Origin of the sequence: Microbacterium trichothecenolyticum, from assembly GCF_030818955.1 — a bacterium.
GTDB classification, from domain to species: Bacteria; Actinomycetota; Actinomycetes; order Actinomycetales; family Microbacteriaceae; genus Microbacterium; species Microbacterium trichothecenolyticum_B.
In genome coordinates this window covers 1,164,734-1,185,175 of the sequence record NZ_JAUTBF010000001.1, presented here as the reverse complement: position 1 = coordinate 1,185,175, position 20,442 = coordinate 1,164,734, and the positions used below count along the sequence as shown (strand labels likewise).

Genomic DNA, 20,442 nt, shown 5'->3' with positions numbered 1-20,442 from the left:
CTTTTCTTCACGTTCGCGCCTGCTCGCGCCGTTCTCGATGCCGTGACGACCGCAGCAACGAATGAAAGGGCGGGTGAACAGCGGTTGGAGGATCGGACCGGGATGATACCCGCTCGCGTGCACACACCCTTCACCACCCTCTCGCGTGCGGAGGGCGACGCGGCCACGTACCGGTCAGCTGCGACAGTGGCGAACACGCGCGCCTCCGATTCGTGCCGGCTCGCGGTCCGCTCCTGGAAGGAACGTGTGTGATCGAGAGCCCCCAAGGCGCGTCCGCGGGGTCGCGGACACCCCGCGCCGAACTGTCCGCCGTCACGTCGTCGCCCGTCGCGCCGTCTCGCTCCGTGTCCGCTCTTGCCGTGTCTTCCCGTGCGGTGCCGTCTCGACGTTCCATCGTCGTCGCGGCGGCGTGGGGCGTGCCGGTCGTCGCCGTCGCGACGGCGGTGCCCGCCGCCGCCGCTGCGTCGGGGACCGTCCTGTCGTTCTCGGCTGCCGCATACCAGGCCGCCGCGTGCTCGATGATCTCGGGAGCCACGGTGCGGGCCGAATCGAACGGAACCGCGCTCGCGGGCGTCGTGGTCTCGTTGCATCTGAGTGCGGGCTACGCCTTCGCCCTCGGGGGAGCCTCCGCGACGGTCACGACGGATACCGACGGAACCGCCCCGTGCGGCGACATCCTCGTACCCGCATCCGGCGTTGCCGGAACTCTCACCGCGACCGCCGCGACCGCGACCTCTGCTGCGGCTGCGCTCTCGGCGACGCCCACCCATCGCCTCGTCTCCACCCCGAGCGGGACCACGGCCGTCACTGCCGTACCCGCGGCGGCCGTTCCGGTCTCGGGGGAATTCTTCCTCGACGGTCAGACACTGTTCCGCCACGGCGTCGGTGCGGTACAGACCGACGTGGTCGCCGTCGGGGCGCTCGCCGAGTCCCCCTCGAAGAACGGCTCCTTCTTGCTGCCCCTGCGTCTCGCCGACGGGTCGGCCGTCGTCTTCGACACCGCCACGACGACCGCGAGCCCCGCGACGGGGACGCCCGCGGGCGCCACGCCCGTGGCCGCCGACCTGTTCCTCTCGGGCACCACGCTCTATCGCGGCGGCGTCGCCGTGGCATCCGATGTCGCGGCAACCGGACAACTCGTCGAACACGAACAGGGCAGCGGACCCACCGGGCGGTTCCACCTGCCGTTTCGCGCCACAGACGGCACGCCGCGCCTGTACCGATCGCCCGCCGACGAGGTGCGCACGGCCTTCGAGTTCGGTCAACCCGCCGGCCCACCCGCGGGAGCGACCCCCGTCGCCGGCGACCTGTTCGCAGCCGACGGCTCGCTCTACCGTGTCAGCTGGGACGGCTCCACCCCGTACCCGACCGGGGCGATCGCCTCCGCGATCCAGGCCTGGGGAACGCTGACGCCCAACCCCTTCTTCTCCGGGCAGCGTCTGCTTCCCGTCCGCACGACCGGGGGCGATGCGGCGGTGGTCTTCGTATCGACCGGCCGCACGCGCGTCGTCGCACAGGTGCCGTCCGGCGCGTCCCCGATCGGCGCCGATCTCTTCCTGTCCGGCTCCACCGTCTATCAGGCCGACGTCGGCGCCCGCATCACCGACGTCGGGCAGATCGGTCAGCCCGTACCGATCGCCGCCGGCGCCTCCCGCATCGTGGTGCCGGTGAGCGCCGCCGCTCCCCAGTGCTGATGCCGGCCCCAGTGCTGATTATGACCCCCCGCTGATTCGACCCACGGAGACACACCCATGTCGACTTCCTCGCGCCCCCGTCGCTGGCTCGTCGCCGCGTTCGCCGGCCTCGTCGCGATGCTCGCCGTCGTCGGCGTCATCCGCATCGCCCCGCCCGCCGTCTCGGACGCGGCGGCTTCCGCCTCGACGCCCGCGCCCCCGTCGCCCGGACCCGCGTCGGCGGAGGCGTCCGCGGACGCGGTACCGACTTTCGCCGAGCAACTGCCCGTTCCCCCGGGGGCGAGCGATGAGGAACGTCGCCGGATCGAGCTGTCGTACTCGCTCGTGGCGATCCCCGATGACCGGCTCGACGATCTCCGGGCCGCCGCCGATGGGGCCATCGGTGCGCAGTCCCTCGGCGGAACCACCTACGTCGCCGTCCCCGCCGGTCAAGTCGATGCCGTCCGCGCACGCGTACCCGAGTCGGCGGTCACCCCGAACGCGCTGGTCGAGGCGACCGCCGACCAGACGCCGACACCCTCGTGGGGTCTCGACGCCATCGACACGCCCGCGGCGACGCAAGACTCCCATTACCTGTCCGACACCACCGGCGCCGGCACCACCGTCTACGTCGTCGACACCGGCATCCAATCGACGCACCCCGACTTCGGCGGCCGCGTCGACGCCGCCGAAGGGCACACCGAGGTCGCCGACGGCAACGGCACCGAGGACTGCAACGGCCACGGTACCCACGTCGCGGGCACGGTCGGCAGCACGACGTACGGCGTCGCCAAGGCGACCCGGTTGGTGCCGGTCCGTGTCATGGGGTGCGACGGCCAGGGCACGTTCATCGCCTTCCTGTACGCCTTGATCTGGATCTACAACAACCACACCGGGGCGCAGTCGGTGATCACCATGAGTCTGGGACTTCCCCAGAACGACACGGCCAACCAGTTGATCCAGATCGGAGTCGACCAGGGGTACGTCATGACCTCCGCTGCCGGCAACGAGACCGACGACGCCTGCAAGTACTCGCCGGGCAGCGCCACGAACGGCATCACCGTCGGTGCGATCGACTCCACGCGCACCATCGCCTGGTACAGCAACTATGGAACCTGCGTCACGCTGTTCGCCCCGGGCTCCGACATCACCTCGACCTGGATCGGCTCGAGCACGAACACCATCAGCGGAACGTCGATGGCGACGCCCCATGTCGCCGGGCTCGCCGCACGCATGCTGCAAGAGCACCCCACCTGGGGGACGCCCGAGGTCAAGGCGGCCCTGACCTCGACGGCGGGCGCCAGCGGCACCCTCTCGGGGCTCCCGGTGGGCACGGCGAACATCTTCGCCTCGATCCCCGGCGTTCCCCGCGTGACCGCCGTCACGGCCGCGCCCGGAGCCGGCGGTCAGACGCTGTCGTGGACCGTCAACGACATCGGCACCGTGACGTCTTTCGCGGTGACGGTGACCGACACGACCACCGGGCGGGTCTATCCCGTCGACATCGCCGGCGTCACCACCGCCACGGTCTTCCTCGACGAGACGTCGGGGCATGCGTACACCGTCAGCGTCGGCGCGACCGGCACCCTGCCCACGGGAGTGGTCGTCACGAGCGCGCCCGTGACGACGACCTTCACCGGCGGACCCTGACCCGCCGACTTCCGCTCGGTCACACGCCCACCGTCGCAGGAGTGCAGCGGGAAACCCGAGATCTCGGTGCTGGTCGGGCTGTGACCGATGCCCCGCTCAGCCGTGGGCGGCGGGGACCTCGACCGGCGCGTCGGCGAGACGGCGCAAACGCGCGAGCTCGCAGAGCGGGTCGGCGTGATCGTCGACGCGCAGGTCGAGCACGGTCTCCGCGCGCGAGGCGACCAGCAGCGCCGCACTCTGGCGGCCCCGCGCGTCGCCGCCGGCGTCGTCGCCCGCGCGCAGGACGGCGAGCAGGCGATCGGCCAGGTCAGTACCCGCGGCGTCGGCCCACGCGGTCGCCATCGCGTCGAGCACTCCGGCGCCGGCGAGCAGGTTGCCCACGAACACGGCATCCGGGGTGATCCGCGCACCCGCCCACGCGGAGATGTCGACTCCTGAGCGCGCCGCGCCGATCCCGTCCCACGGCAGGGCGCCGACCTGGCGCAGGGCTTCCCCGGCGTCCCACTCGGGCACGCGCTGCACCGCGGCCTCGGCCGACGCGCCGGCGCGCAGCTCACCGAGGAGCAGCGCGCGCAGTCCGCGATTCGTCCACGCCTGGCTGGCCACCGCACCCACGGCCGGATCGACGGCGATCACCGAGGCGCCCACGGCGAGGGACCGGCTCGCCGTCGCCGCGCCGATGCGCTCGCCGTCGCGAGCGAGAACGGTGAAGGTCATGCACACTCCTGGGGTCGTCGATGAGCGGCACGGCCGCGGCAGGCGTTTTGTGAAGATCGTGTTTCGACCAGGCCCCGGGCTTGTGCCGATACACATGCTTGCACATACTGATCGAAACATCATCTAAATGATGAGCCCCTCACCCGATTGGCATCCACATGAAACAGCGCATCACCCTCGGCATCGCCGGCGCGCTCGCCGCGGCGCTCGCCCTCGCCGGTTGCTCCGCCGGTCAGAGCGTCGACATCGGCGGCTCCGGCAACAGCTCCGGGCAGACCCTCGTCGCCGCCATCGGGGGCGAGCCCGACCAGCTCGACCCGCAGAAGACCTCGTCGTACTTCGCCTTCGAGGTGCTCGAGAACGTGTACGACACCCTCGTGCAGCCCGACGCCAGCCTCGAGATGCAGCCCGCGCTCGCCGAGAGCTGGACCACCAGCGACGACCAGCTCACCTGGACCTTCACGCTGCGCGACGGGGTGAAATTCCAGGACGGCTCGGACTTCACCAGCGAAGACGTCGTGTACTCGTACCGCCGCATCATCGACGAGGAGCTCTCCAACGCCTGGAAGTTCGCCACCGTCAGCGACGTCAGCGCCCCCGACGACAAGACCGTCGTCATCACCGTGTCGCAGCCGACGCCCAACCTGCTGTCGAACCTCGGTGGGTTCAAGGGCATGGCGGTCGTCGAGAAGAGCAACGTCGAATCCGGCGACATCACCACCAAGCCCGTCGGAACGGGACCGTTCTCCGTCAGCGACTACGTCGCCGGCGACCACATCACCCTGACGGCAAACCCCGACTACTGGGGCGGTGCGCCGAAGCTCGGGGGAGTGGAGTACCGCTTCATCTCCGAGCCCGCCACCGCGCTCGCCTCGCTGAAGGCCGGTGACATCGACTGGACCGACGTCGTCCCCACGCAGCAGGTCTCCCAGCTCGCGGGCGACTCCTCGGTCACCCTCGGCCAGACGCCGTCGAGCGACTACTGGTACCTCGCTCTCAACGAGGCCAAGTCCCCGTGGAACGACGTGCGGGTGCGCCAGGCCATCGCGTACGCCATCGACCGGGATGCCATCATCCAGGCCGTCAGCTACGGCACCGCCGAGCCCAACCAGCTCGCCATCCCGCAGCAGAGCTTCTGGTACACCGCGTACGACGGCTACTCCACCGACCTCGACAAGGCCAAGCAGCTGATGGCCGAGGCCGGCTTCACCGGTGGCACGCTCGACCTGCTCGCCACGAGCGACTACCCCGAGACCGTCACGGCCGCGCAGATCATCGCCGCGAACCTCGAGCCCCTCGGCATCCAGGTGTCGATCCGCCAGCCCGACTTCTCGACGTGGCTCGACGAGCAGAACTCCGGCAACTTCGACATGCTCATGATGGGCTGGCTCGGCAACATCGACCCCGACGACTTCTACTACGCGCAGCACCACACCGGTGGCGCCAGCAACGCGCAGAAGTTCTCGGACGCCGAGGTCGACAAGCTGCTGGATGCGGGCCGGGTCGAGACCGACAAGGACGCGCGCAAGGACCTCTACGCGCAGGCCGCGACGATCATCGCCGACAAGGCCAGCTACATCTACCTCTACAACCCGTCGGTGCTGCAGGTCTGGTCGCCGAAGGTGCAGGGGTACGAGGCCCGCGCGGATCGTGCCATCCGCTTCAAGGACGCTTCGCTGAGCGAGTGATCCCCGCCGCGGGGGTGCCGGATGCCGGTGCCCCCGCGGTCGTGCCCGATCCACCGGGTCCGTTCGTCTCGTCCGTTCTCACAAGGAGACTGATTCCATGAGGATCGCCCCCGCGCAGCTCGTGCGCTTCCTCGGCGCGAGGCTGCTGTCGTCGGCCGTCGTGCTGCTCGGCGTGCTGATCGTCGTGTTCGCCCTCGTGCACCTCGTGCCGGGCGACCCGGTGCGCCTGGCCCTCGGCACCCGGTATACGCCGGAGGCCTACGACGCCCTGCGCGCGGCATCCGGTCTCGACCGCTCCCTGCCCGAGCAGTTCTTCTCCTACATCGCTCACGCGGTGACCGGCGACCTCGGGGTGAGCTTCCGCAACGGGCAGCCCGTCACCACCACGCTGCTGCAGCGCCTGCCCGCCACCATCTCGCTCGCGCTGGTCGGTCTGATCATCGCCCTGCTCATCTCCGTCCCGGCCGGGGTGTACTCCGCACTGCGCGAGGGACGCGTGAGTGACGTGATCGTGCGCCTCACCAGCCAGTTCGGCGTCTCGGTGCCCGACTTCTGGCTCGGGCTGCTGCTGATCTCGCTGTTCTCGGTCACCCTGGGGCTGCTCCCGGCGAGCGGGTACGTCGCCTTCGCCGACGACCCCGCCGGGTGGCTCCGACAGGTGACGCTCCCCGGGCTCACCGTGGGCCTGGTCGCGGGCGCCATCATGACGCGGTACATCCGTGCGGCCGTCATCGACGTCGCCTCCGCCGGATACATCCGCACCGCCGTGTCGAAGGGCCTGCCCCGCCGTGTCGTCGTCTCGCGCCACATCGTGCGCGGCGCGCTCGTTCCCGTGCTGACCATCGCCGGCATCCAGCTCGCCACGATCCTCGGCGGCGTGATCGTCGTCGAGGTCGTCTTCGCCTGGCCGGGCCTGGGCCGACTCGTCTACGACGCGGTCGCCGCGCGCGACTACCCGCTCATCCAGGGGGCCGTGCTGCTGGTGGCCGTGATGTTCATCGTCGTCAACCTGATCGTGGACGTGCTCTACGCCGTCGTCGACCCGAGGATCCGTGCCGCATGAGTATCACCGAACCCTCCGTCAGTCCCGCGCCCGCCCCCGCGCCCGGGCGCGTGAAGTCCTGGCGCCTGCTGCTGGCGAACCCGCTGACCGTGGCCGCGGCCGTCGTGCTCGTCGTCGTCGTCCTCGCGGCGGTGTCGGCGCCGTGGATCGCCCCGTATGGCGTCAACCAGATCGACGTCGCGAACGCTCTCACCCCGCCGAGCCCCGCGCACTGGTTCGGCACCGACGAGCTGGGCCGCGACGTGTTCTCCCGCGTGCTGCTGGCCGGATCCACCTCGCTCACGATCGCGGTCACCGCGGTCGCGATCGCCCTCGTGCTCGGACTCGCGGTCGGCGTCGTCGCGGGCTACGCCGGCGGCTGGGTCGACGCGGTGCTCATGCGCGTGGTCGACGTGATGTTCGCCTTCCCCGTGCTGCTGCTGGCCCTGGCGATCATCGCGATCTTCCAGCCGGGCATGCTCACGACGATCATCGCGATCGGTGTCGTCTACACCCCGATCTTCGCCCGCGTGGCGCGCGCCAGCACGCTGTCGCTGCGCACCTCGCCGTTCGTGCAGGTCTCGCGCACGATGGGCACGCCCCCGGCATCCATTCTCGTGCGGCACGTGCTGCCGAACATCGGCGGCCCGATCGTCGTGCAGACCTCGCTGTCGCTGGCCTTCGCGATCCTGTCCGAGGCGGCGCTGTCGTTCCTCGGTCTCGGCATCCAGCCACCCGCGCCGTCGTGGGGCGGCATGCTGTTCACCGCGCAGGGCTTCCTCGCGCAGGCCTGGTGGATGAGCGTCTTCCCGGGGGCGGCGATCTTCGTCACCGCCCTGGCCTTCAACCTCTTCGGCGACGGCCTGCGCGACGGCCTCGATCCACGCCAGCGCACGATCATCGAGGCCCGGCAGGGGCAGCGGCGGCGTGAGCGCGGGCTGCTCACGCGGCGCGACACGATCAGCCGGGAGGGACAGTCATGAACGTTCTCGAGGTGCGCGAGCTCCGCGTCGCGATCGGCGAGACCCACGCCATTCAGGAGAGCCTGCGATGACCGTTCTCCAGGTGCGCGAGCTCCGCGTCGCGATCGGCGAGACCCCGATCGTGCACGGGCTGGACTTCGCCGTCGACCGGGGGCAGACCCTCGGCATCGTCGGCGAGTCCGGCTCGGGCAAATCGCTCACGGTACTCGCCGCGACCGGGCTCATCGACGCCCCGGGCCGCCGGGTCGCCGGGTCCAGTGTGCTGCGGACGACCCCGGACGCCGCTCCCGTCGAGCTCGTCGGAGCGTCCGACCGCACGCTGCGTTCGGTGCACGGCGACGGCATCGGCTTCGTGTTCCAGGACCCCTCGACCTCGCTGAATCCGTACCTCACGATCGGGCGGCAGATCGCCGAATCGCTCGAGACCCACCGGGGCCTGTCGCGCCGGGCCGCGCACACCCGGGCGACCGCGCTGCTGGAGGCCGTCGGCATCCCGGATCCGGCGACGCGCGTCGACGCCTACCCGCACCAGTTCTCGGGCGGTCAGCGCCAGCGCGTGATGATCGCCATCGCCCTCGCGTGCGACCCGGCGCTCCTCGTCGCCGACGAGCCGACCACCGCGCTGGATGTCACGACCCAGGCGCAGATCATCGACCTCGTGCAGCAGCTGCAGCACGATCGCGGCACCGCCGTCGTCTGGATCAGCCACGACCTCGGCGTCATCGGCCAGGTCGCCGACGACGTGCTCGTGCTGCGCCACGGGGAGGCCGTCGAGCAGCGGTCCCTCGCCGACGTGTACGCCGACCCTCAGCACGCCTACACGAAGGAGCTGCTCGCGGCGCGTCCGCGCGTGGTCGCCGGTGCCGGGCCCGCGCCCGAGCCCACCGCCGCGCCCCTGCTCGAGGTCACGGGCCTGGACGTGCGCTTCGCGGTGCAGACGCCCGCGGGCCGCCGCACCGTGCACGCCGTCGACGACGTGTCGTTCACGGTCCGCCGCGGCACGACCCTCGCGCTGGTGGGGGAGTCCGGCTCGGGCAAGTCGACGATCGCGAACGCCCTCACCGGGCTCGTCGCCCCGCACGCGGGGACGGCGACGCTGGCGGATGCCGAGGGCGCCGGCGTCCGCGACGCGCTCCGCGCCAAGCGCCGCGACCGACGGCGCATCGCCATGGTGTTCCAGGACCCGTTCGCCTCGATCGACCCGCGCCGCACCGTGGCCGACGCGATCGCCGAGCCGCTGCGCGTGCACCGGCTCGGTGGCTCCACGGCGGCGTCGCGGGCCGCGCGGGTGCGAGAGCTGCTGGAGCTCGTCGACCTCGACCCGGCCTTCGCCGAGCGCTACCCGCACGAGCTGTCGGGCGGGCAGCGGCAGCGCGTGTCGATCGCCCGCGCGCTCGCGCTCGAGCCCGAGCTGGTCATCCTGGATGAGGCCACGGCATCCCTCGACGTCTCGGTGCAGGCGCGCGTGCTCGCGCTGCTGCGTCGGCTGCAGGTCGAGCAGGGCCTGACGTACCTCTTCATCGCCCACGATCTCGCGATCGTGCAGCAGATGAGCCACGACGTCGTCGTGCTGCGCGGCGGGAAGGTCGTCGAGGCGGCTCCGGCGGCGGAACTCTTCGCGCACCCCCGCGAGGAGTACACCCGCGCGCTGCTGGCCGCCGTGCCGCCTGACGGCCCGCGGGTGCGGGCGTGATCCCGCTGACTGCGGGCATATGTCCGTCGGTCGCCTCCCGTGGCGTGCATATGACGCAAGTCAGCGATGGGGCGGGGCGCGTAAGGCGCGGGATCGGCCGGGCGGGCTGCCGCGGGCGCACGCCGGATCTCGATACGCTGACACCGTCATGACACGAGCTACGGATGCCGACGAGCAGCGCACGGTCGAGACCCTCGGGGCCGCGGTGCGCGAGGCCCGCAAACGCCTGGGCCTGAGCGTGCAGGCGCTGTCGGAGAAGGCCGGCGTGAGCTTCGGCCTCGTCAGCCAGCTCGAGCGCGGGCTCGGCAACCCCTCGCTGCAGTCCCTCCAGCGCCTCGCCGGGGCCCTCGGCATCCCGGTCACGCAGTTGCTCGACGAGCCCGCCGTGCCGCTCGCGGTCGTCACGCGCGCGAAGCGGCACGTCATGCCGGTCGCCGCCGACGCGCCGCCGCACCAGCGCGCGGAGCGGGAGCTGCTCACCCCGCGCGGGGAGTCGATGCTGCAGCTGATCCGCTCGACCCTGCCGCCCGGATTCACGAACGAGGCGAGCCCGTTCCGCCACATCGGCACCGAGACGGTGACGGTCGAGTCCGGCGTCCTCGTCGTCTGCCAGTCGGACCGCCGCGTCGAGCTGCACGCCGGCGACACCGTCACCTACGGCTGCTCGGCCCCGCACTGGTGGGCCAACGGCCACGACGGCGAGACCGTGGTGCTGGGGGCTGTGACGCCGTTCGAGCGGTAGCACCCCGGTCCCTCGCCGGGCCGAACTCCTGAGAGACATCGGGTCGGCGGGCCGATCCCCGCGGCTGTGGCCGATCGGGGCCGAGAACTCAGGAGGCCGCGCGGAACGCGAACCGATCGCCCGGCGACAGCACGTGCTCGTCGTCGCAGCGGTACCCGCGCAGCCACGGCACCCCGTCGATCACGCGCAGGTAGAAGCCCTTCGGATAGTCGTGGTCGGCGCGCAGCACCGGCGCGGCGACGTGCAGCGAGCCCGTCGGCGCGCGACCGGTGCTGAGAATGCGGTCCGGCGCGGTCGCCTGATCGAGCGTGGCGAGGCGCAGGTACGGCGCCGTCATGGGAGGGCAAAGCACGAGGCCTCGCTCGACGGCTCCGGCGAACACGTGCGGCAGTGTCGCGCCGTCGGGGAATCCGAGGTCGGCCACCGAGATCTCGACGATCGCGACGGTCTCACGCGAGGCGTCGTCGAAGACGGGGCCGGCGAGCAGGATCTCGGCGTAGGGATTGCGGTGGATGCCGTGCGCGTCGAGCCGCTCGACCAGCTCGCCCCGGCTCAGCCCGCCGACGTCGATGCTCCACGCGGTCCGGATGGTGCCGTCGATCATGTCCACCGATGCAGGGTACCGGCGGACGGTGCCGGTGCGCCCGCGGCGTCGTGCCGTGCCGCGTTCCGGAACCGGCGCACGTTCGCGCCCTGCTGTGGCACGCGTCACGCCTCGGATGCGCGTAGTCTCCGGAGCCTGGCACGCGTGACCCTCTGACTCCGCGCGTGACGGACGACCCCAGACGCACCTCGGCCGCGACACCCCCTTCGGCAAGGAGGGATGCCGCGGCCGAAGCGCTGAGATCGGGCCGGGGGCTCAGATCTCCGATCGCGGCCCGGGGGCCGTCTTGTTCACGCCCGTCACGGGCTGGTTCTCGTCGAACGACGCGATCGGGCGACGGAAGCCGCGGGTGAGGATGACGAGGTACACCACGCCCAGCGCGGTCCAGATGAGACCGCCGATGAGGGCGTGCATGTCGAGGTTCACCCACAGCAGCACCGTGAGGAGCAGACCGATGCCCGGCATGACGATGTAGCGGAAGATGTCGCCCGGGGTCTTGTGCAGCCCCTTGCGGATCGCGAACCACGCGATGACCGAGATGTTCACGAATGAGAACGCCACGAGCGCGCCGTAGTTGATGTACGCCGCGATCTGCTCGAGCGTGAACTCGATCGCCAGCAGACTCACCAGCCCCACGATGACGATCGAGAACGTCGGGGTGTGCGTCTTGGGGTTGATGAAGCCGAAGATCTTCCGGGGCAGCACGTTGTTGCGGCCCATCACCATGAGCATGCGCGAGACAGAGGCGTGCGAAGCGAGCCACGACGCCAAGGTCGCAGCGAACCCCGCGGCGGTGAGCACGGCCTGCAGGACGGGGCCGCCGACCTGCACACCGATCTCGGGCAGCGTGCTGTCTTCGATCGCCTCCTGCGGGAACGCGGCCGAGTCGGGGAAGCGCAGCTGCGTGACGTACGAGGCGACGAGGAAGATCACACCGCCGGCGATGAGGGTGAGCACGATCGCCCGCGGCATGATCTTCGGGCTCTTCGCCTCCTCCGAGTACATCGACACCGCGTCGAAGCCGATGAACGAGAAGCACACGATGGTGGCGCCGGCGAGGACGGCGCCGAACTGCACGTCGTCGTGGACGAACGGCGCGAGCGACACCGCGGTCCCGGCCCCGGCGCCGCCGACCAGCTGCACGACGACCATGACGACGAAGACCGTCATCACGAGGATCGAGAACACCAGGAGGATCATGTTGACGTTCGAGGTGCCGCGCATCGTCAGGTAGATGACGCCCGTGACGCCGGCGGTGAACAGCACCACCCAGATCCAGCCCTCGACCTCGGGGAACAGTGCCTCCATGTAGCTGCGCAGGATGAGCGCGTTGACCATCGGCAGCAGCATGTAGTCGATGAGGGCGGTCCAGCCCACGACGAAGCCGACACCGGGGTGGATCGACTCGCGCGAGTACGTGTAGGCGGAGCCGGCGCTGGGGACGACGCGGACCATCTTGCCGTAGCTGATGGCGGTGAAGACCAGCACGACGAGCGCCACGGCGTAGGCGGCGGGGACGACGTTGTTGGTCCCCTCGGCGACGAGTCCGAACGTGTCGAAGACGACCGTCGGGGTCATGTAGCCCAGGCCCAGGCCGACGATCGACCAGAGTCCGAGGGTGCGGGCGAGCTTGGCGCCGGGGTTCGCGGGTGCCGTCGCGGCACCGAGATGATCGTTCACGGCTCCTCCTGGAGGGTGCGGGTCACGACGTCGTCGTGACCGGAGATGGTGTCGGGTACAGCATCGAGAGCACCGCTCGCGGGTGGGAGCGGGAGTACCGGCGGGGGTGGTGCCGGGAGAGCGGCGGGCGCCGCCGGTGGAGCGGGAGGGATGCCGACATCGGTGGCGCCGGCATCCCGATCGGTCAGAGGCGGTTGGAGGCTTCGGTGAGAACCGAGCGGAGGATCTGCTCGATCTCGGTGAACTCGGCGGGGCCGAGGGTCAGGGGCGGTGCGAGCTGGATGACGGGGTCGCCGCGGTCGTCGGCGCGGCAGTACAGGCCCGCGTCGAACAGCGCCTTGGAGAGGAAGCCGCGCAGCAGCCGCTCGGACTCCTCATCGTCGAAGGTCTCCTTCGTCGCCTTGTCCTTGACGAGTTCGATGCCGAAGAAGTAGCCGTCGCCGCGCACGTCGCCGACGATCGGCAGGTCGAGCAGCTGCTCGAGCGTGGAGCGGAAGAGCGGCGAGTTCGTCCGGACGTTCTCGAGCAGCCCCTCCTCCTCGAACACGTCGAGGTTCTCCAGCGCCACCGCGGCCGACACCGGGTGTCCGCCGAAGGTGTAGCCGTGCGGGAACGAGGCGTCGCCGTGGGCGAAGGGCTCGTAGATCCGGTCGCTGATGATGGTGCCGCCGAGAGGGGAGTAGCCGCTCGTGACGGCCTTCGCGAACGTGATCATGTCGGGCTGGTAGTCGTAGGCCGAGGCGCCGAAGTAGTGGCCGAGACGGCCGAAGGCGCAGATGACTTCGTCGGAGACGAGCAGCACGTCGTACTTGTCGCAGATCTCGCGCACGCGCTGGAAGTAGCCGGCCGGGGCGGGGAAGCAGCCGCCGGCGTTCTGCACGGGCTCGAGGAACACCGCGGCGACCGTCTCGGGGCCCTCGAACTGAATCATCTGCTCGATGCGGTCGGCGGCCCACAGGCCGAACTCCTCGGGGGTGCCGCCCCCGAAGCCCGATTCCTCGGCGCGGTAGTAGTTGGTGTTCGGCACCCGGAATCCGCCCGGGGTGACGGGTTCGAACATGTGCTTCATCACGGGCAGGCCGGTGATGGCCAGGGCGCCCTGCGTGGTGCCGTGGTAGGCGATCGCGCGCGAGATGACCTTGTGCTTGGTGGGCTGACCTTGCGTCTTCCAGTACTGCTTGGCGAGCTTGAACGCCGTCTCGACGGCCTCGCCGCCGCCGGTGGAGAAGAAGACGTGGTTGAGGTCGCCCGGGGCGAGGTCCGCCAGTCGGTCCGCCAGCTCGATCGCCGCGGGGTGGGCGTACGACCACAGCGGGAAGAACGCGAGCTCCTCGGCCTGCTTCGCCGCCGCCTGCGCGAGACGACGGCGGCCGTGGCCGGCGTTGACCACGAACAACCCGGAGAGCCCGTCGATGTAGCGCTTGCCCGTGGAGTCGAAGATGTGGTGCCCTTCACCTTTGACGATGATCGGCACTCCCGGGCCGTCGGTCATCACCGACTGACGGGCGAAGTGCATCCACAGGTGGTCGCGGGCCTTGGCCTGCAGGCTCGCGTTCTGGTCGTTGTCGAGAAGGGTCATCGTGTTCCCCAGTTGTAGAGCTGACGGTGGAGCTTGAGGTAGACGAACGTCTCGGTCGAGACGACGTCGGGCAGCGACCGGATGCGGTCGTTGAGCAGGTCGATCAGGTCGTCGTCGCTCTCGCAGACCACCTCGACCAACAGGTCGAAGGAGCCCGCCGTCGAGACGACGTAGATCACCCCGGGGAGTTCGGACATCGCGGCGGCGGCGACGCGGGTGTCACCCGTGACGCGCACGCCGATCATCGCCTGACGGGCGAACCCCAGTTGCAGCGGATCGGTGACCGCGACGATCTGCAGGATGCCGGCATCTTGCAGTTTCTGCACACGCTGGCGCGTCGCGGTCTCGCTGAGACCGACGGCTTTGCCGATGTCGGCGTAGGAGCGGCGCCCGTCTTCCTGCAGCTGCTCGACGATCGCCTTCGACACTCGGTCGAGGACGGGACTGCGTTCAGCCGGGGGAGTCATGATGGGGCGACGGTATCAGCGTGAATATCCCGTAATCAACGATCTTTTCGACATTAATCATGCTGTAACACAGCGGAAACCGCCGAGTTTGCCCCCGCGCGCTCTTCGCGGGCGATCGGGGTGCGCTCAGCCGACATGCGGCCGGGGCGTGCACGGTTACGATGAGCCCGGGGGTGCGGATGGCCGGATGGCGCGAACGGTGGCGATCCACGCGACGCGCGGTGGTCCGCGGGACCGCGATCGCGCTGGCCGCGATGCTGCTGGCATCCGGTGCCGTGACGGCCCCGGCCGCGGTGCCCGCCGCCTCCGCAGCCGGTTCGCTCCCCGGGTGGCTGTCGACACGCGGTTCCACCATCGTCACCGCGACGGGCACCCCGTACACGATCAAGGCGGTGGCCTGGTTCGGTCAGGCAGCGAAGCTGGCGACCCTCCGACCGATCCTGACGCCGGTCACGACACCGAAGCCGACGTCGAGTCCGAAACCCACGTCGAGTCCGAAACCCACGTCGAGTCCGAAGCCCACGTCTTCGCCGAAACCCACGTCGAGCCCCCGGGCCACGTCTTCGCCGAAGCCGACCTCGTCGTCGAGCCCTCGGCCCACTCCCTCGCCCACGAAGAGCTCCGCGCCGCAGGCGGTGCGCGTCGAGTGGATCCCCCAGAGCGCCTGGGGCCAGGGGTACGTCGTCGAGCTCTCGCTCACCGCGACCGGGTCGGTCACCGCCTGGACCGTGTCGTTCGACGCCCCCGGCACGACCGCCGTGACCAATGCCTGGGGCATGGCCTGCGCGACCTCTGGAACGAGGGTGACGTGCACCGGCGCGGGGTATCGCGCCGCCCTGAGCCCGGGGCAGAGCGTGCGCGTCGGTCTGCAGGCGGCGGCCACGCGGGCGCCCTCCTCACCGAAACTCACCGTCACGGCATCCTGAGCCCGTCGACATCCCCGCTCGCCGGGGATGGTCGCCGGGGCGTCACCCCCGCGGTCAGATCTCGCGCGCCAGGAACGCCAGGCCCGCTTCGCGGAAGGCGCGGGCGCCCGGCGCGTTCACGTGGTGGCGCCCGGGGATGTCGACGAACTCGCCCCGCGGCAGCAGACTCGCGAGGTGTTCCGACTGGTCGTGGATGGGGTCGTCGGTCCCCGTCGCGATCAGCACGGGCTGCTGGGGCGGCGAGGCGGGGTCGGGGTCGGTCTCGCCGAGGCGCATTCCCTCGGCGATCGCGACGAGCGCGCGCAGGTCGTTGCCCGGCACCCGCTCGGCGAGCGAGACGTAGCGCTGGGTCGTGGGGTCGTCGACCGGCGTGCCGTCGTCGAGGAAGGCGCGCGCCTGTTCGACCTTCAAGCGCGCCAGGGGGCGGCCGTCGGGGATGCCGCCGAGCACCGCGCGCTCGACGTGCTCGGGCGCGTCGACGGCGAGCTGCCATCCCACCCGGCCGCCGAGGGAGTAGCCCAGGTAGCGCACCTGGTCGAGCAGGTAGGTGTCGAGCACGGCGACGAGGTCCGCCACGAGCGTGGGCATCGTGTACGCCGCCGCGTCGTGGGGCTTGTCGCTCGCGCCGTGACCGCGCTGATCGACGGCGACCACCTGGAAACCGGCCCGCAGGAGGTCCCGCACCCATCCGGTGTTCACCCAGTTGTCGCGCGTGCTCGAGCCGAATCCGTGCACGCACAGTACGGGGTCGGCGTCGGGGTCGCCCCAGGAATAGGTCGCAACGCGGACGTTGTCGCCGACGATGACGAACTGCGGCGCGGGCATCTCGGTGAGCGCGGGTACGGCATCCATTCCTCCGATCCTGGCAGACGCGCGGGTTCGAGCCGGCGAAATGCCCATAGTGGTCTCATGGGATACACGCGCGCTGAGCTGGAGTCGTTTCGGGATGCCACGATCCCCGACCTCGTCGAACCCGGGGTGCGCCTGCTGTTCGTCGGCATCAACCCGGGCCTGTGGACGGCGGCCACGGGCACCCCGTTCGCGCGGCCGGGAAACCGGTTCTGGCCCGCGCTCGTCGAGGCAGGCATCCTGCCTCGCCTGCCGCGGTACGCCGAACCGTTGAGCGCATCGGACCGGCGCATGATCTTCGACGCGGGTGTCGGGGTGAGCAACCTCGTCGAGCGGGCCACCGCGCGCGCCGACGAGCTGACGCGCGACGAGCTGCGCGCCGGGGCGGTCGCGCTCGTCGAGAGGGTCGCGCAGCTGCGCCCCCGCGCGGTGGCGGTCGTGGGGCTCACCGCGTACCGGCAGGGGTTCGCGCGGCCGAAAGCCGCCGCCGGACGCCAGCCGGAGTCCCTGGCGGAGGTGCCCACCTGGGTGCTGCCGAACCCCAGCGGTCTGAACGCCCACGACACCGTGGCGAGCCTCGCGCGGGCTTACGCAGAGCCCGCGCGGGCGGCCGGGGTGATCGGGTGACGCTCGGTCGACGGCGCGTCGTCGCGCTGGGTGCACTCGTCGTCGTGGTTGCGGCGGGTCTCGTCGTCGCCCGCGTGCTGCCCGATGCGGTCGCCACCGATGTGGCGGGCGATGCCCTGTATGCCGTGGCGCTCTACGCGGCGCTCGTGGTGGTGTGGCCGCGCGGTCGGTGTGCGGTGCGGGCGGCGGTGGCCGCGACGTGGTGCGCCGGCATCGAACTGCTGCAGCTCACCCCGCTCCCGCGGGATCTCGCAGCCCATGTCCCGCCGGTCGCGCTGGTGCTCGGTTCGGGCTTCGACGTACGTGATCTCGTGGTCTACGCCCTCGCGATCGGAGCCGCCGCGGTGCTCGACGCCCGCGTGTCGGCGCTGCTCTTCCCCCGGGGGAAGGCGACGCACGATGTCGGTAGCTCCGACTAGGGTGACCGCGACGAGAGAGGGGCCGCATGAACGTGCGTTTCGAGGGCGAGGTCTTCCGGTGGGAGGCTCGCACCGACAGCGATTGGTACTTCGTCGCGCTGCCGCCCGTGCTCAGTGCCGACATCCGCGAGACGCAGACATACCGGCGCGGCTTCGGCGGCGTGCGTGTCGAGGCGAGCATCGGCGGTTCCACGTGGCGCACGTCGATCTTCCCCCAGGCCGGCGGGTCGTACGTGCTCCCGCTCAAGCGCGCGGTCCGCGACGCCGAAGGCATCGACGCCGACGCGGTGATCGAGGTCGCTCTCGTCGTGCTCGACGCGTGAGGTCCGCATGTCGTCGGCCCTCGTCCCCGCCCTCGCGGTGTTCGCGCTGCTCGGTGTCGTGCTGGCGGTGGTCGACGTGCGCACTCGCCGTCTGCCCGATGCCATCCTGATGCCCGGCGGCGCGGCGGCGGTGCTGTCCCTGTGCGCCGCGGCGATCGGGGTAGGTGAGCCGTGGCGACTTCTCGGTGTCGCCGGGGGAGCGATCGGGGCCTTCGTCACGTGTCTCGCGCTGCATCTCGCGCGCCCCGCATCGTTCGGCGGAGGCGATGTGAAACTCGCCGGGCTGTGCGGGGCGTTCCTGGGATGGTGCGGGCCCGAGGCCGTGGCATCCGGGATCGCTGCGGGCGTCGTCGTCGGGGGAGTCGCCGCGGCGGGTGCCGTGCTGGCCGGTGCGCGCGGCGCGACCATCGCCTTCGGCCCGTTCCTGGTGCTGGGCACGTGGTGGCGTCTGCTCACGGGGCCATGGTGAGCGCGGGGTGCGGAGTGCGGGCGCGGGGTGTGGGCGCGGGGTTCGGATGCGGGCACCGGGTGTGGGCGCGGGGTGTGGGCGCGGGGCGCGGGCGCGGGGCGCGGGGGCGGGGCGCGGGGTTCGGGCGGAGAGCGTGGGTGCCGGGTGCGGGCGGGCGCGGATCCCCCGCACGGGCGGCTCGACGCCGGCGGGCTGTCGGGAATGGGCGTGTCGGTCAAGCCCGCGGGAGCTGTCCGACCGCCTCGATACGCTGAGCCCATGGCCGCCCTCATCCGTCGTGTCACCGCGTGGGCTCTGTCGCTCCGCCTCGTGCGCGCCTTCCTCGTCTACTCGGGGGCGCGTGGCCCCATGCTGGCCGACAGCGTCACGTACCGCACCCTGTTCAGCCTGTTCGCCGCGGTACTGATTGGGTTCTCGTTCGCCGCCCTGTGGCTGTCGGGCAACCCCGACGGGCTCAACGCCCTCGTGCGTTCGGTCAACAGCGTGGTCCCGGGTCTCGTCGGTCCCGACGGACTGATCGACGTGCGCGACATCCGGGCCCCGGCGGGCCTGACGATCGCCGGCATCGTCGGATCGCTCGGCCTCATCGGCGCCGCGATCGGCGCGATCGGGTCGCTGCGCTCGGCGCTCCGACAGATCGCAGGCGTCGCGACCGACGACATGTTCATCGTGTGGGTGCTGCTGCGGAACCTCGCGCTCGCGGTCGGCATCGGTGTCGCGCTGGTCGCGGCCGCCGCCGTCACGTTCCTCGCCACGGCGGGCCTGACCGTCGTTCGCGAGCTGCTGGGAGTGTCCGCCGACTCGTGGATCACCGCGTTTCTCACGTGGCTCGTGTCGACCGTCGTCGTGCTCGCGATCGATGCGGCGGCGATCGCCGCCGCCTTCGCGCTGCTTTCGGGTGTCCGCGCCCGCCGTGCGACGCTCATCCGCGGGGCGCTGCTCGGCGGTGTGGGCCTGGTGGTGCTGCAGCAGCTGTCGGGCCTGTTCGTGGGAGGCGCGGGGAGCAACCCCCTGTTGGCGACGTTCGCCTCCCTCATCGCCCTGCTGCTGTGGCTCAACCTGTCGACCCAGGTCATCCTCATCGCCGGCGCCTACATCACGGTCTCGAACGAGGAGGATCACGATCGTGTGCGGGCCAAGTACGGTGCGGCCACCATGATCCAGTTCCGCGTCAGGCGCGCCGAGAAGGCCGTGCAGGCGGCGACGGGCGAGTTGAACGCCGCTCGCGAGGCCGAGGCGAAGGAGCGCGAGACGCTCGCGAACAACGATGCTCCCGCCGCGGAGCGCGAAGAGCAGGCCGATCGCGCGGCCGGGGCGAAGACCGATGCCTGAACGGGGGCCCGTGGACGGGGCCGGCGTCCGCCGCGTCCCGGCCTACACCGCCGATGCCGTGCGCGCCGCCGAGGCGCCGTTGCTCGCGCAGGGGCGTCCGCTCATGCGGGTGGCCGCACGCGCCCTCGCCGAGGTCGCCGCGACCGAGCTGCGCGCGGCCCCGGGGCCGGTGCTCGTGCTCGCGGGAGCCGGCGACAACGGAGGCGACGCCCTGTTCGCGGCGGCCGACCTGGCTCGCTCCGGTACCCGTGTCGATGTCGTCCTCGTGCGCGACCGCGTGCACCGGGGCGCCCTTGACGCCGCCGTGGCGGCGGGTGCGCGCGTGCGGTCGGTGTCAGAGGCATCCGATCGCCTCGCCGACTACGCCCTCGTGCTCGAGGGCATCCTCGGCATCGGCCGCCTGAGCGATCGCCGCCTGCGGGGGAGTGCCCGCGCCCTCGTGGAGGCCGTGCTCGCACTCGACGTGCGCCCGCGGATCGTGGCCGTCGACGTCCCCAGCGGCCTCGACCCCGACGACGGGACAGCGGATGCCGGGGTGCTCCCCGCCGACGTCACGGTGACGTTCGGTGCCCTCAAGGCCGGGCTCGTGCGCGGGCGTGGTCCGGAGCTCGCCGGTCGCGTGCATCTCGTCGACCTCGGCCTCGATCCCTACCTGCGTCGGGCGCACCCCGCCGTCGTCGCCGACATCGCCCTCGTACGTGTGGCGCCGCTCGCCCACGCCTGAGGTCGGTGCGGCCGGTCCGGGTCGGGGGTCCCGTCCGGTCGGGAGTCGTGTTGAGTCGGGTTTCCCGGTGGGGCGCGTGTCGCGCCGGGGGTCGCGTCGCACCGGGGGCCGCGTATCGCGCCGCGCCGCTCGACCGTGCGCGTCGATCTCGCCTCGCGCGGCCGTGCGCGCGACTCCGGCCCGCTCGCCCGTCCGCGTCGACCCCGCGCCGCGTCGACCCCGCGCCGCGTCGACCCCGCGCCCCGTCGACCCCGC

20 protein-coding genes are annotated in these 20,442 nt (G+C 71.4%); 14 read left to right on the top strand and 6 right to left on the bottom strand.

Annotated elements, in window-relative coordinates; genetic code table 11:
* Positions 1-359: 359 nt before the first annotated feature.
* Both QE412_RS05710 and QE412_RS05705 read left to right on the top strand, forming a co-directional pair.
* A complete protein-coding gene (locus QE412_RS05710) occupies positions 360-1,694 on the top strand; it encodes a hypothetical protein (RefSeq protein WP_307481104.1) in 1,335 nt (444 codons plus the stop codon).
* 57 nt (positions 1,695-1,751) lie between these two features.
* A complete protein-coding gene (locus QE412_RS05705) occupies positions 1,752-3,323 on the top strand; it encodes a S8 family peptidase (protein ID WP_307481103.1) in 1,572 nt (523 codons plus the stop codon).
* A 96-nt stretch (positions 3,324-3,419) separates the two neighbouring features.
* Here the strand turns inward: QE412_RS05705 and QE412_RS05700 are convergent, their stop codons facing one another.
* The gene (locus tag QE412_RS05700; RefSeq protein ID WP_307481102.1) at positions 3,420-4,040 is read right to left on the bottom strand and encodes a DUF1028 domain-containing protein; all 621 of its coding nucleotides are present in this window, start codon (positions 4,038-4,040) and stop codon (positions 3,420-3,422) included.
* A 158-nt stretch (positions 4,041-4,198) separates the two neighbouring features.
* Here QE412_RS05700 and QE412_RS05695 point away from each other — a divergent pair, with 158 nt between their 5' ends.
* From QE412_RS05695 to QE412_RS05675, 5 genes are all read left to right on the top strand, one after another.
* A complete protein-coding gene (locus QE412_RS05695) occupies positions 4,199-5,728 on the top strand; it encodes an ABC transporter substrate-binding protein (RefSeq protein WP_307481101.1) in 1,530 nt (509 codons plus the stop codon).
* A 97-nt stretch (positions 5,729-5,825) separates the two neighbouring features.
* On the top strand, positions 5,826-6,791 hold the full coding sequence (locus QE412_RS05690; protein WP_307481100.1) for an ABC transporter permease: 966 nt from the start codon (positions 5,826-5,828) through the stop codon (positions 6,789-6,791).
* Entirely contained in the window at positions 6,788-7,753 is a 966-nt protein-coding gene (locus QE412_RS05685) for an ABC transporter permease (RefSeq protein ID WP_307481099.1), read from the top strand. The genes QE412_RS05690 and QE412_RS05685 overlap by 4 nt, the downstream gene beginning before the upstream one ends.
* Before the next feature lie 67 nt (positions 7,754-7,820).
* Positions 7,821-9,446, top strand: a complete 1,626-nt coding sequence (locus QE412_RS05680; RefSeq protein ID WP_307481097.1) for a dipeptide ABC transporter ATP-binding protein — start codon at positions 7,821-7,823, stop codon at positions 9,444-9,446.
* Positions 9,447-9,594: 148 nt separating this feature from the next.
* Positions 9,595-10,188, top strand: a complete 594-nt coding sequence (locus tag QE412_RS05675; protein WP_115920465.1) for a helix-turn-helix domain-containing protein — start codon at positions 9,595-9,597, stop codon at positions 10,186-10,188.
* 88 nt (positions 10,189-10,276) lie between these two features.
* On the opposite strand, the gene QE412_RS05670 is transcribed toward QE412_RS05675, so the two are convergent.
* The 4 genes from QE412_RS05670 to QE412_RS05655 all read right to left on the bottom strand — a co-directional run bounded on the left by QE412_RS05670 (position 10,277) and on the right by QE412_RS05655 (position 14,518).
* Complete coding sequence (locus QE412_RS05670) at positions 10,277-10,792, bottom strand: hypothetical protein (protein WP_307487037.1); 516 nt, start codon at positions 10,790-10,792, stop codon at positions 10,277-10,279.
* A gap of 255 nt (positions 10,793-11,047) precedes the next feature.
* Complete coding sequence (locus QE412_RS05665) at positions 11,048-12,472, bottom strand: APC family permease (protein ID WP_307481095.1); 1,425 nt, start codon at positions 12,470-12,472, stop codon at positions 11,048-11,050.
* Between the two features lie 184 nt (positions 12,473-12,656).
* Entirely contained in the window at positions 12,657-14,051 is a 1,395-nt protein-coding gene (locus QE412_RS05660; protein ID WP_307481093.1) for an aspartate aminotransferase family protein, read from the bottom strand.
* The gene (locus QE412_RS05655; protein WP_307481091.1) at positions 14,048-14,518 is read right to left on the bottom strand and encodes an Lrp/AsnC family transcriptional regulator; all 471 of its coding nucleotides are present in this window, start codon (positions 14,516-14,518) and stop codon (positions 14,048-14,050) included. Before QE412_RS05655 ends, QE412_RS05660 begins: the two co-directional genes overlap by 4 nt.
* Positions 14,519-14,679: 161 nt before the next feature.
* Between QE412_RS05655 and QE412_RS05650 the strand changes: the two genes are divergently transcribed.
* Positions 14,680-15,444 carry a cellulose binding domain-containing protein gene (locus QE412_RS05650; protein WP_307481089.1) on the top strand — a complete coding sequence of 255 codons (765 nt, stop codon included), beginning with the start codon at positions 14,680-14,682 and terminating at the stop codon, positions 15,442-15,444.
* A 54-nt stretch (positions 15,445-15,498) separates the two neighbouring features.
* Here the strand turns inward: QE412_RS05650 and QE412_RS05645 are convergent, their stop codons facing one another.
* On the bottom strand, positions 15,499-16,296 hold the full coding sequence (locus tag QE412_RS05645) for an alpha/beta fold hydrolase (protein WP_307481087.1): 798 nt from the start codon (positions 16,294-16,296) through the stop codon (positions 15,499-15,501).
* A gap of 57 nt (positions 16,297-16,353) precedes the next feature.
* Here QE412_RS05645 and QE412_RS05640 point away from each other — a divergent pair, with 57 nt between their 5' ends.
* The 6 genes from QE412_RS05640 to QE412_RS05615 all read left to right on the top strand — a co-directional run bounded on the left by QE412_RS05640 (position 16,354) and on the right by QE412_RS05615 (position 20,187).
* Positions 16,354-16,920 (top strand): mismatch-specific DNA-glycosylase, encoded by a 567-nt coding sequence (locus QE412_RS05640; protein ID WP_307481085.1) that lies wholly within the window; start codon positions 16,354-16,356, stop codon positions 16,918-16,920.
* Positions 16,917-17,339, top strand: coding sequence for a DUF2809 domain-containing protein (locus QE412_RS05635; RefSeq protein ID WP_307481084.1), 423 nt, complete (start codon positions 16,917-16,919; stop codon positions 17,337-17,339). The genes QE412_RS05640 and QE412_RS05635 overlap by 4 nt, the downstream gene beginning before the upstream one ends.
* 26 nt (positions 17,340-17,365) lie before the next feature.
* Positions 17,366-17,662: a DUF1905 domain-containing protein gene (locus tag QE412_RS05630; RefSeq protein ID WP_307481082.1), complete on the top strand. Its 297-nt coding sequence runs from the start codon at positions 17,366-17,368 to the stop codon at positions 17,660-17,662.
* Between the two features lie 7 nt (positions 17,663-17,669).
* A complete protein-coding gene (locus QE412_RS05625; protein WP_307481080.1) occupies positions 17,670-18,131 on the top strand; it encodes a prepilin peptidase in 462 nt (153 codons plus the stop codon).
* 258 nt (positions 18,132-18,389) lie between these two features.
* Positions 18,390-19,463, top strand: coding sequence for a YhjD/YihY/BrkB family envelope integrity protein (locus QE412_RS05620; protein WP_307481078.1), 1,074 nt, complete (start codon positions 18,390-18,392; stop codon positions 19,461-19,463).
* A gap of 10 nt (positions 19,464-19,473) precedes the next feature.
* Positions 19,474-20,187 carry an NAD(P)H-hydrate epimerase gene (locus QE412_RS05615; protein ID WP_307481077.1) on the top strand — a complete coding sequence of 238 codons (714 nt, stop codon included), beginning with the start codon at positions 19,474-19,476 and terminating at the stop codon, positions 20,185-20,187.
* Positions 20,188-20,442: the final 255 nt, after the last annotated feature.

Coding starts and splice junctions, on each gene's coding strand:
- QE412_RS05645 (WP_307481087.1), bottom strand. CDS start 16,296: ATGGATGCCGTACCCGCGCTCACCGAGATGCCCGCGCCGCAGTTCGTC.
- QE412_RS05675 (WP_115920465.1), top strand. CDS start 9,595: ATGACACGAGCTACGGATGCCGACGAGCAGCGCACGGTCGAGACCCTC.
- QE412_RS05670 (WP_307487037.1), bottom strand. CDS start 10,792: ATGATCGACGGCACCATCCGGACCGCGTGGAGCATCGACGTCGGCGGG.
- QE412_RS05640 (WP_307481085.1), top strand. CDS start 16,354: ATGGGATACACGCGCGCTGAGCTGGAGTCGTTTCGGGATGCCACGATC.
- QE412_RS05680 (WP_307481097.1), top strand. CDS start 7,821: ATGACCGTTCTCCAGGTGCGCGAGCTCCGCGTCGCGATCGGCGAGACC.
- QE412_RS05685 (WP_307481099.1), top strand. CDS start 6,788: ATGAGTATCACCGAACCCTCCGTCAGTCCCGCGCCCGCCCCCGCGCCC.
- QE412_RS05655 (WP_307481091.1), bottom strand. CDS start 14,518: ATGACTCCCCCGGCTGAACGCAGTCCCGTCCTCGACCGAGTGTCGAAG.
- QE412_RS05650 (WP_307481089.1), top strand. CDS start 14,680: ATGAGCCCGGGGGTGCGGATGGCCGGATGGCGCGAACGGTGGCGATCC.
- QE412_RS05690 (WP_307481100.1), top strand. CDS start 5,826: ATGAGGATCGCCCCCGCGCAGCTCGTGCGCTTCCTCGGCGCGAGGCTG.
- QE412_RS05705 (WP_307481103.1), top strand. CDS start 1,752: ATGTCGACTTCCTCGCGCCCCCGTCGCTGGCTCGTCGCCGCGTTCGCC.
- QE412_RS05660 (WP_307481093.1), bottom strand. CDS start 14,051: ATGACCCTTCTCGACAACGACCAGAACGCGAGCCTGCAGGCCAAGGCC.
- QE412_RS05630 (WP_307481082.1), top strand. CDS start 17,366: ATGAACGTGCGTTTCGAGGGCGAGGTCTTCCGGTGGGAGGCTCGCACC.
- QE412_RS05700 (WP_307481102.1), bottom strand. CDS start 4,040: ATGACCTTCACCGTTCTCGCTCGCGACGGCGAGCGCATCGGCGCGGCG.
- QE412_RS05620 (WP_307481078.1), top strand. CDS start 18,390: ATGGCCGCCCTCATCCGTCGTGTCACCGCGTGGGCTCTGTCGCTCCGC.
- QE412_RS05625 (WP_307481080.1), top strand. CDS start 17,670: ATGTCGTCGGCCCTCGTCCCCGCCCTCGCGGTGTTCGCGCTGCTCGGT.
- QE412_RS05695 (WP_307481101.1), top strand. CDS start 4,199: ATGAAACAGCGCATCACCCTCGGCATCGCCGGCGCGCTCGCCGCGGCG.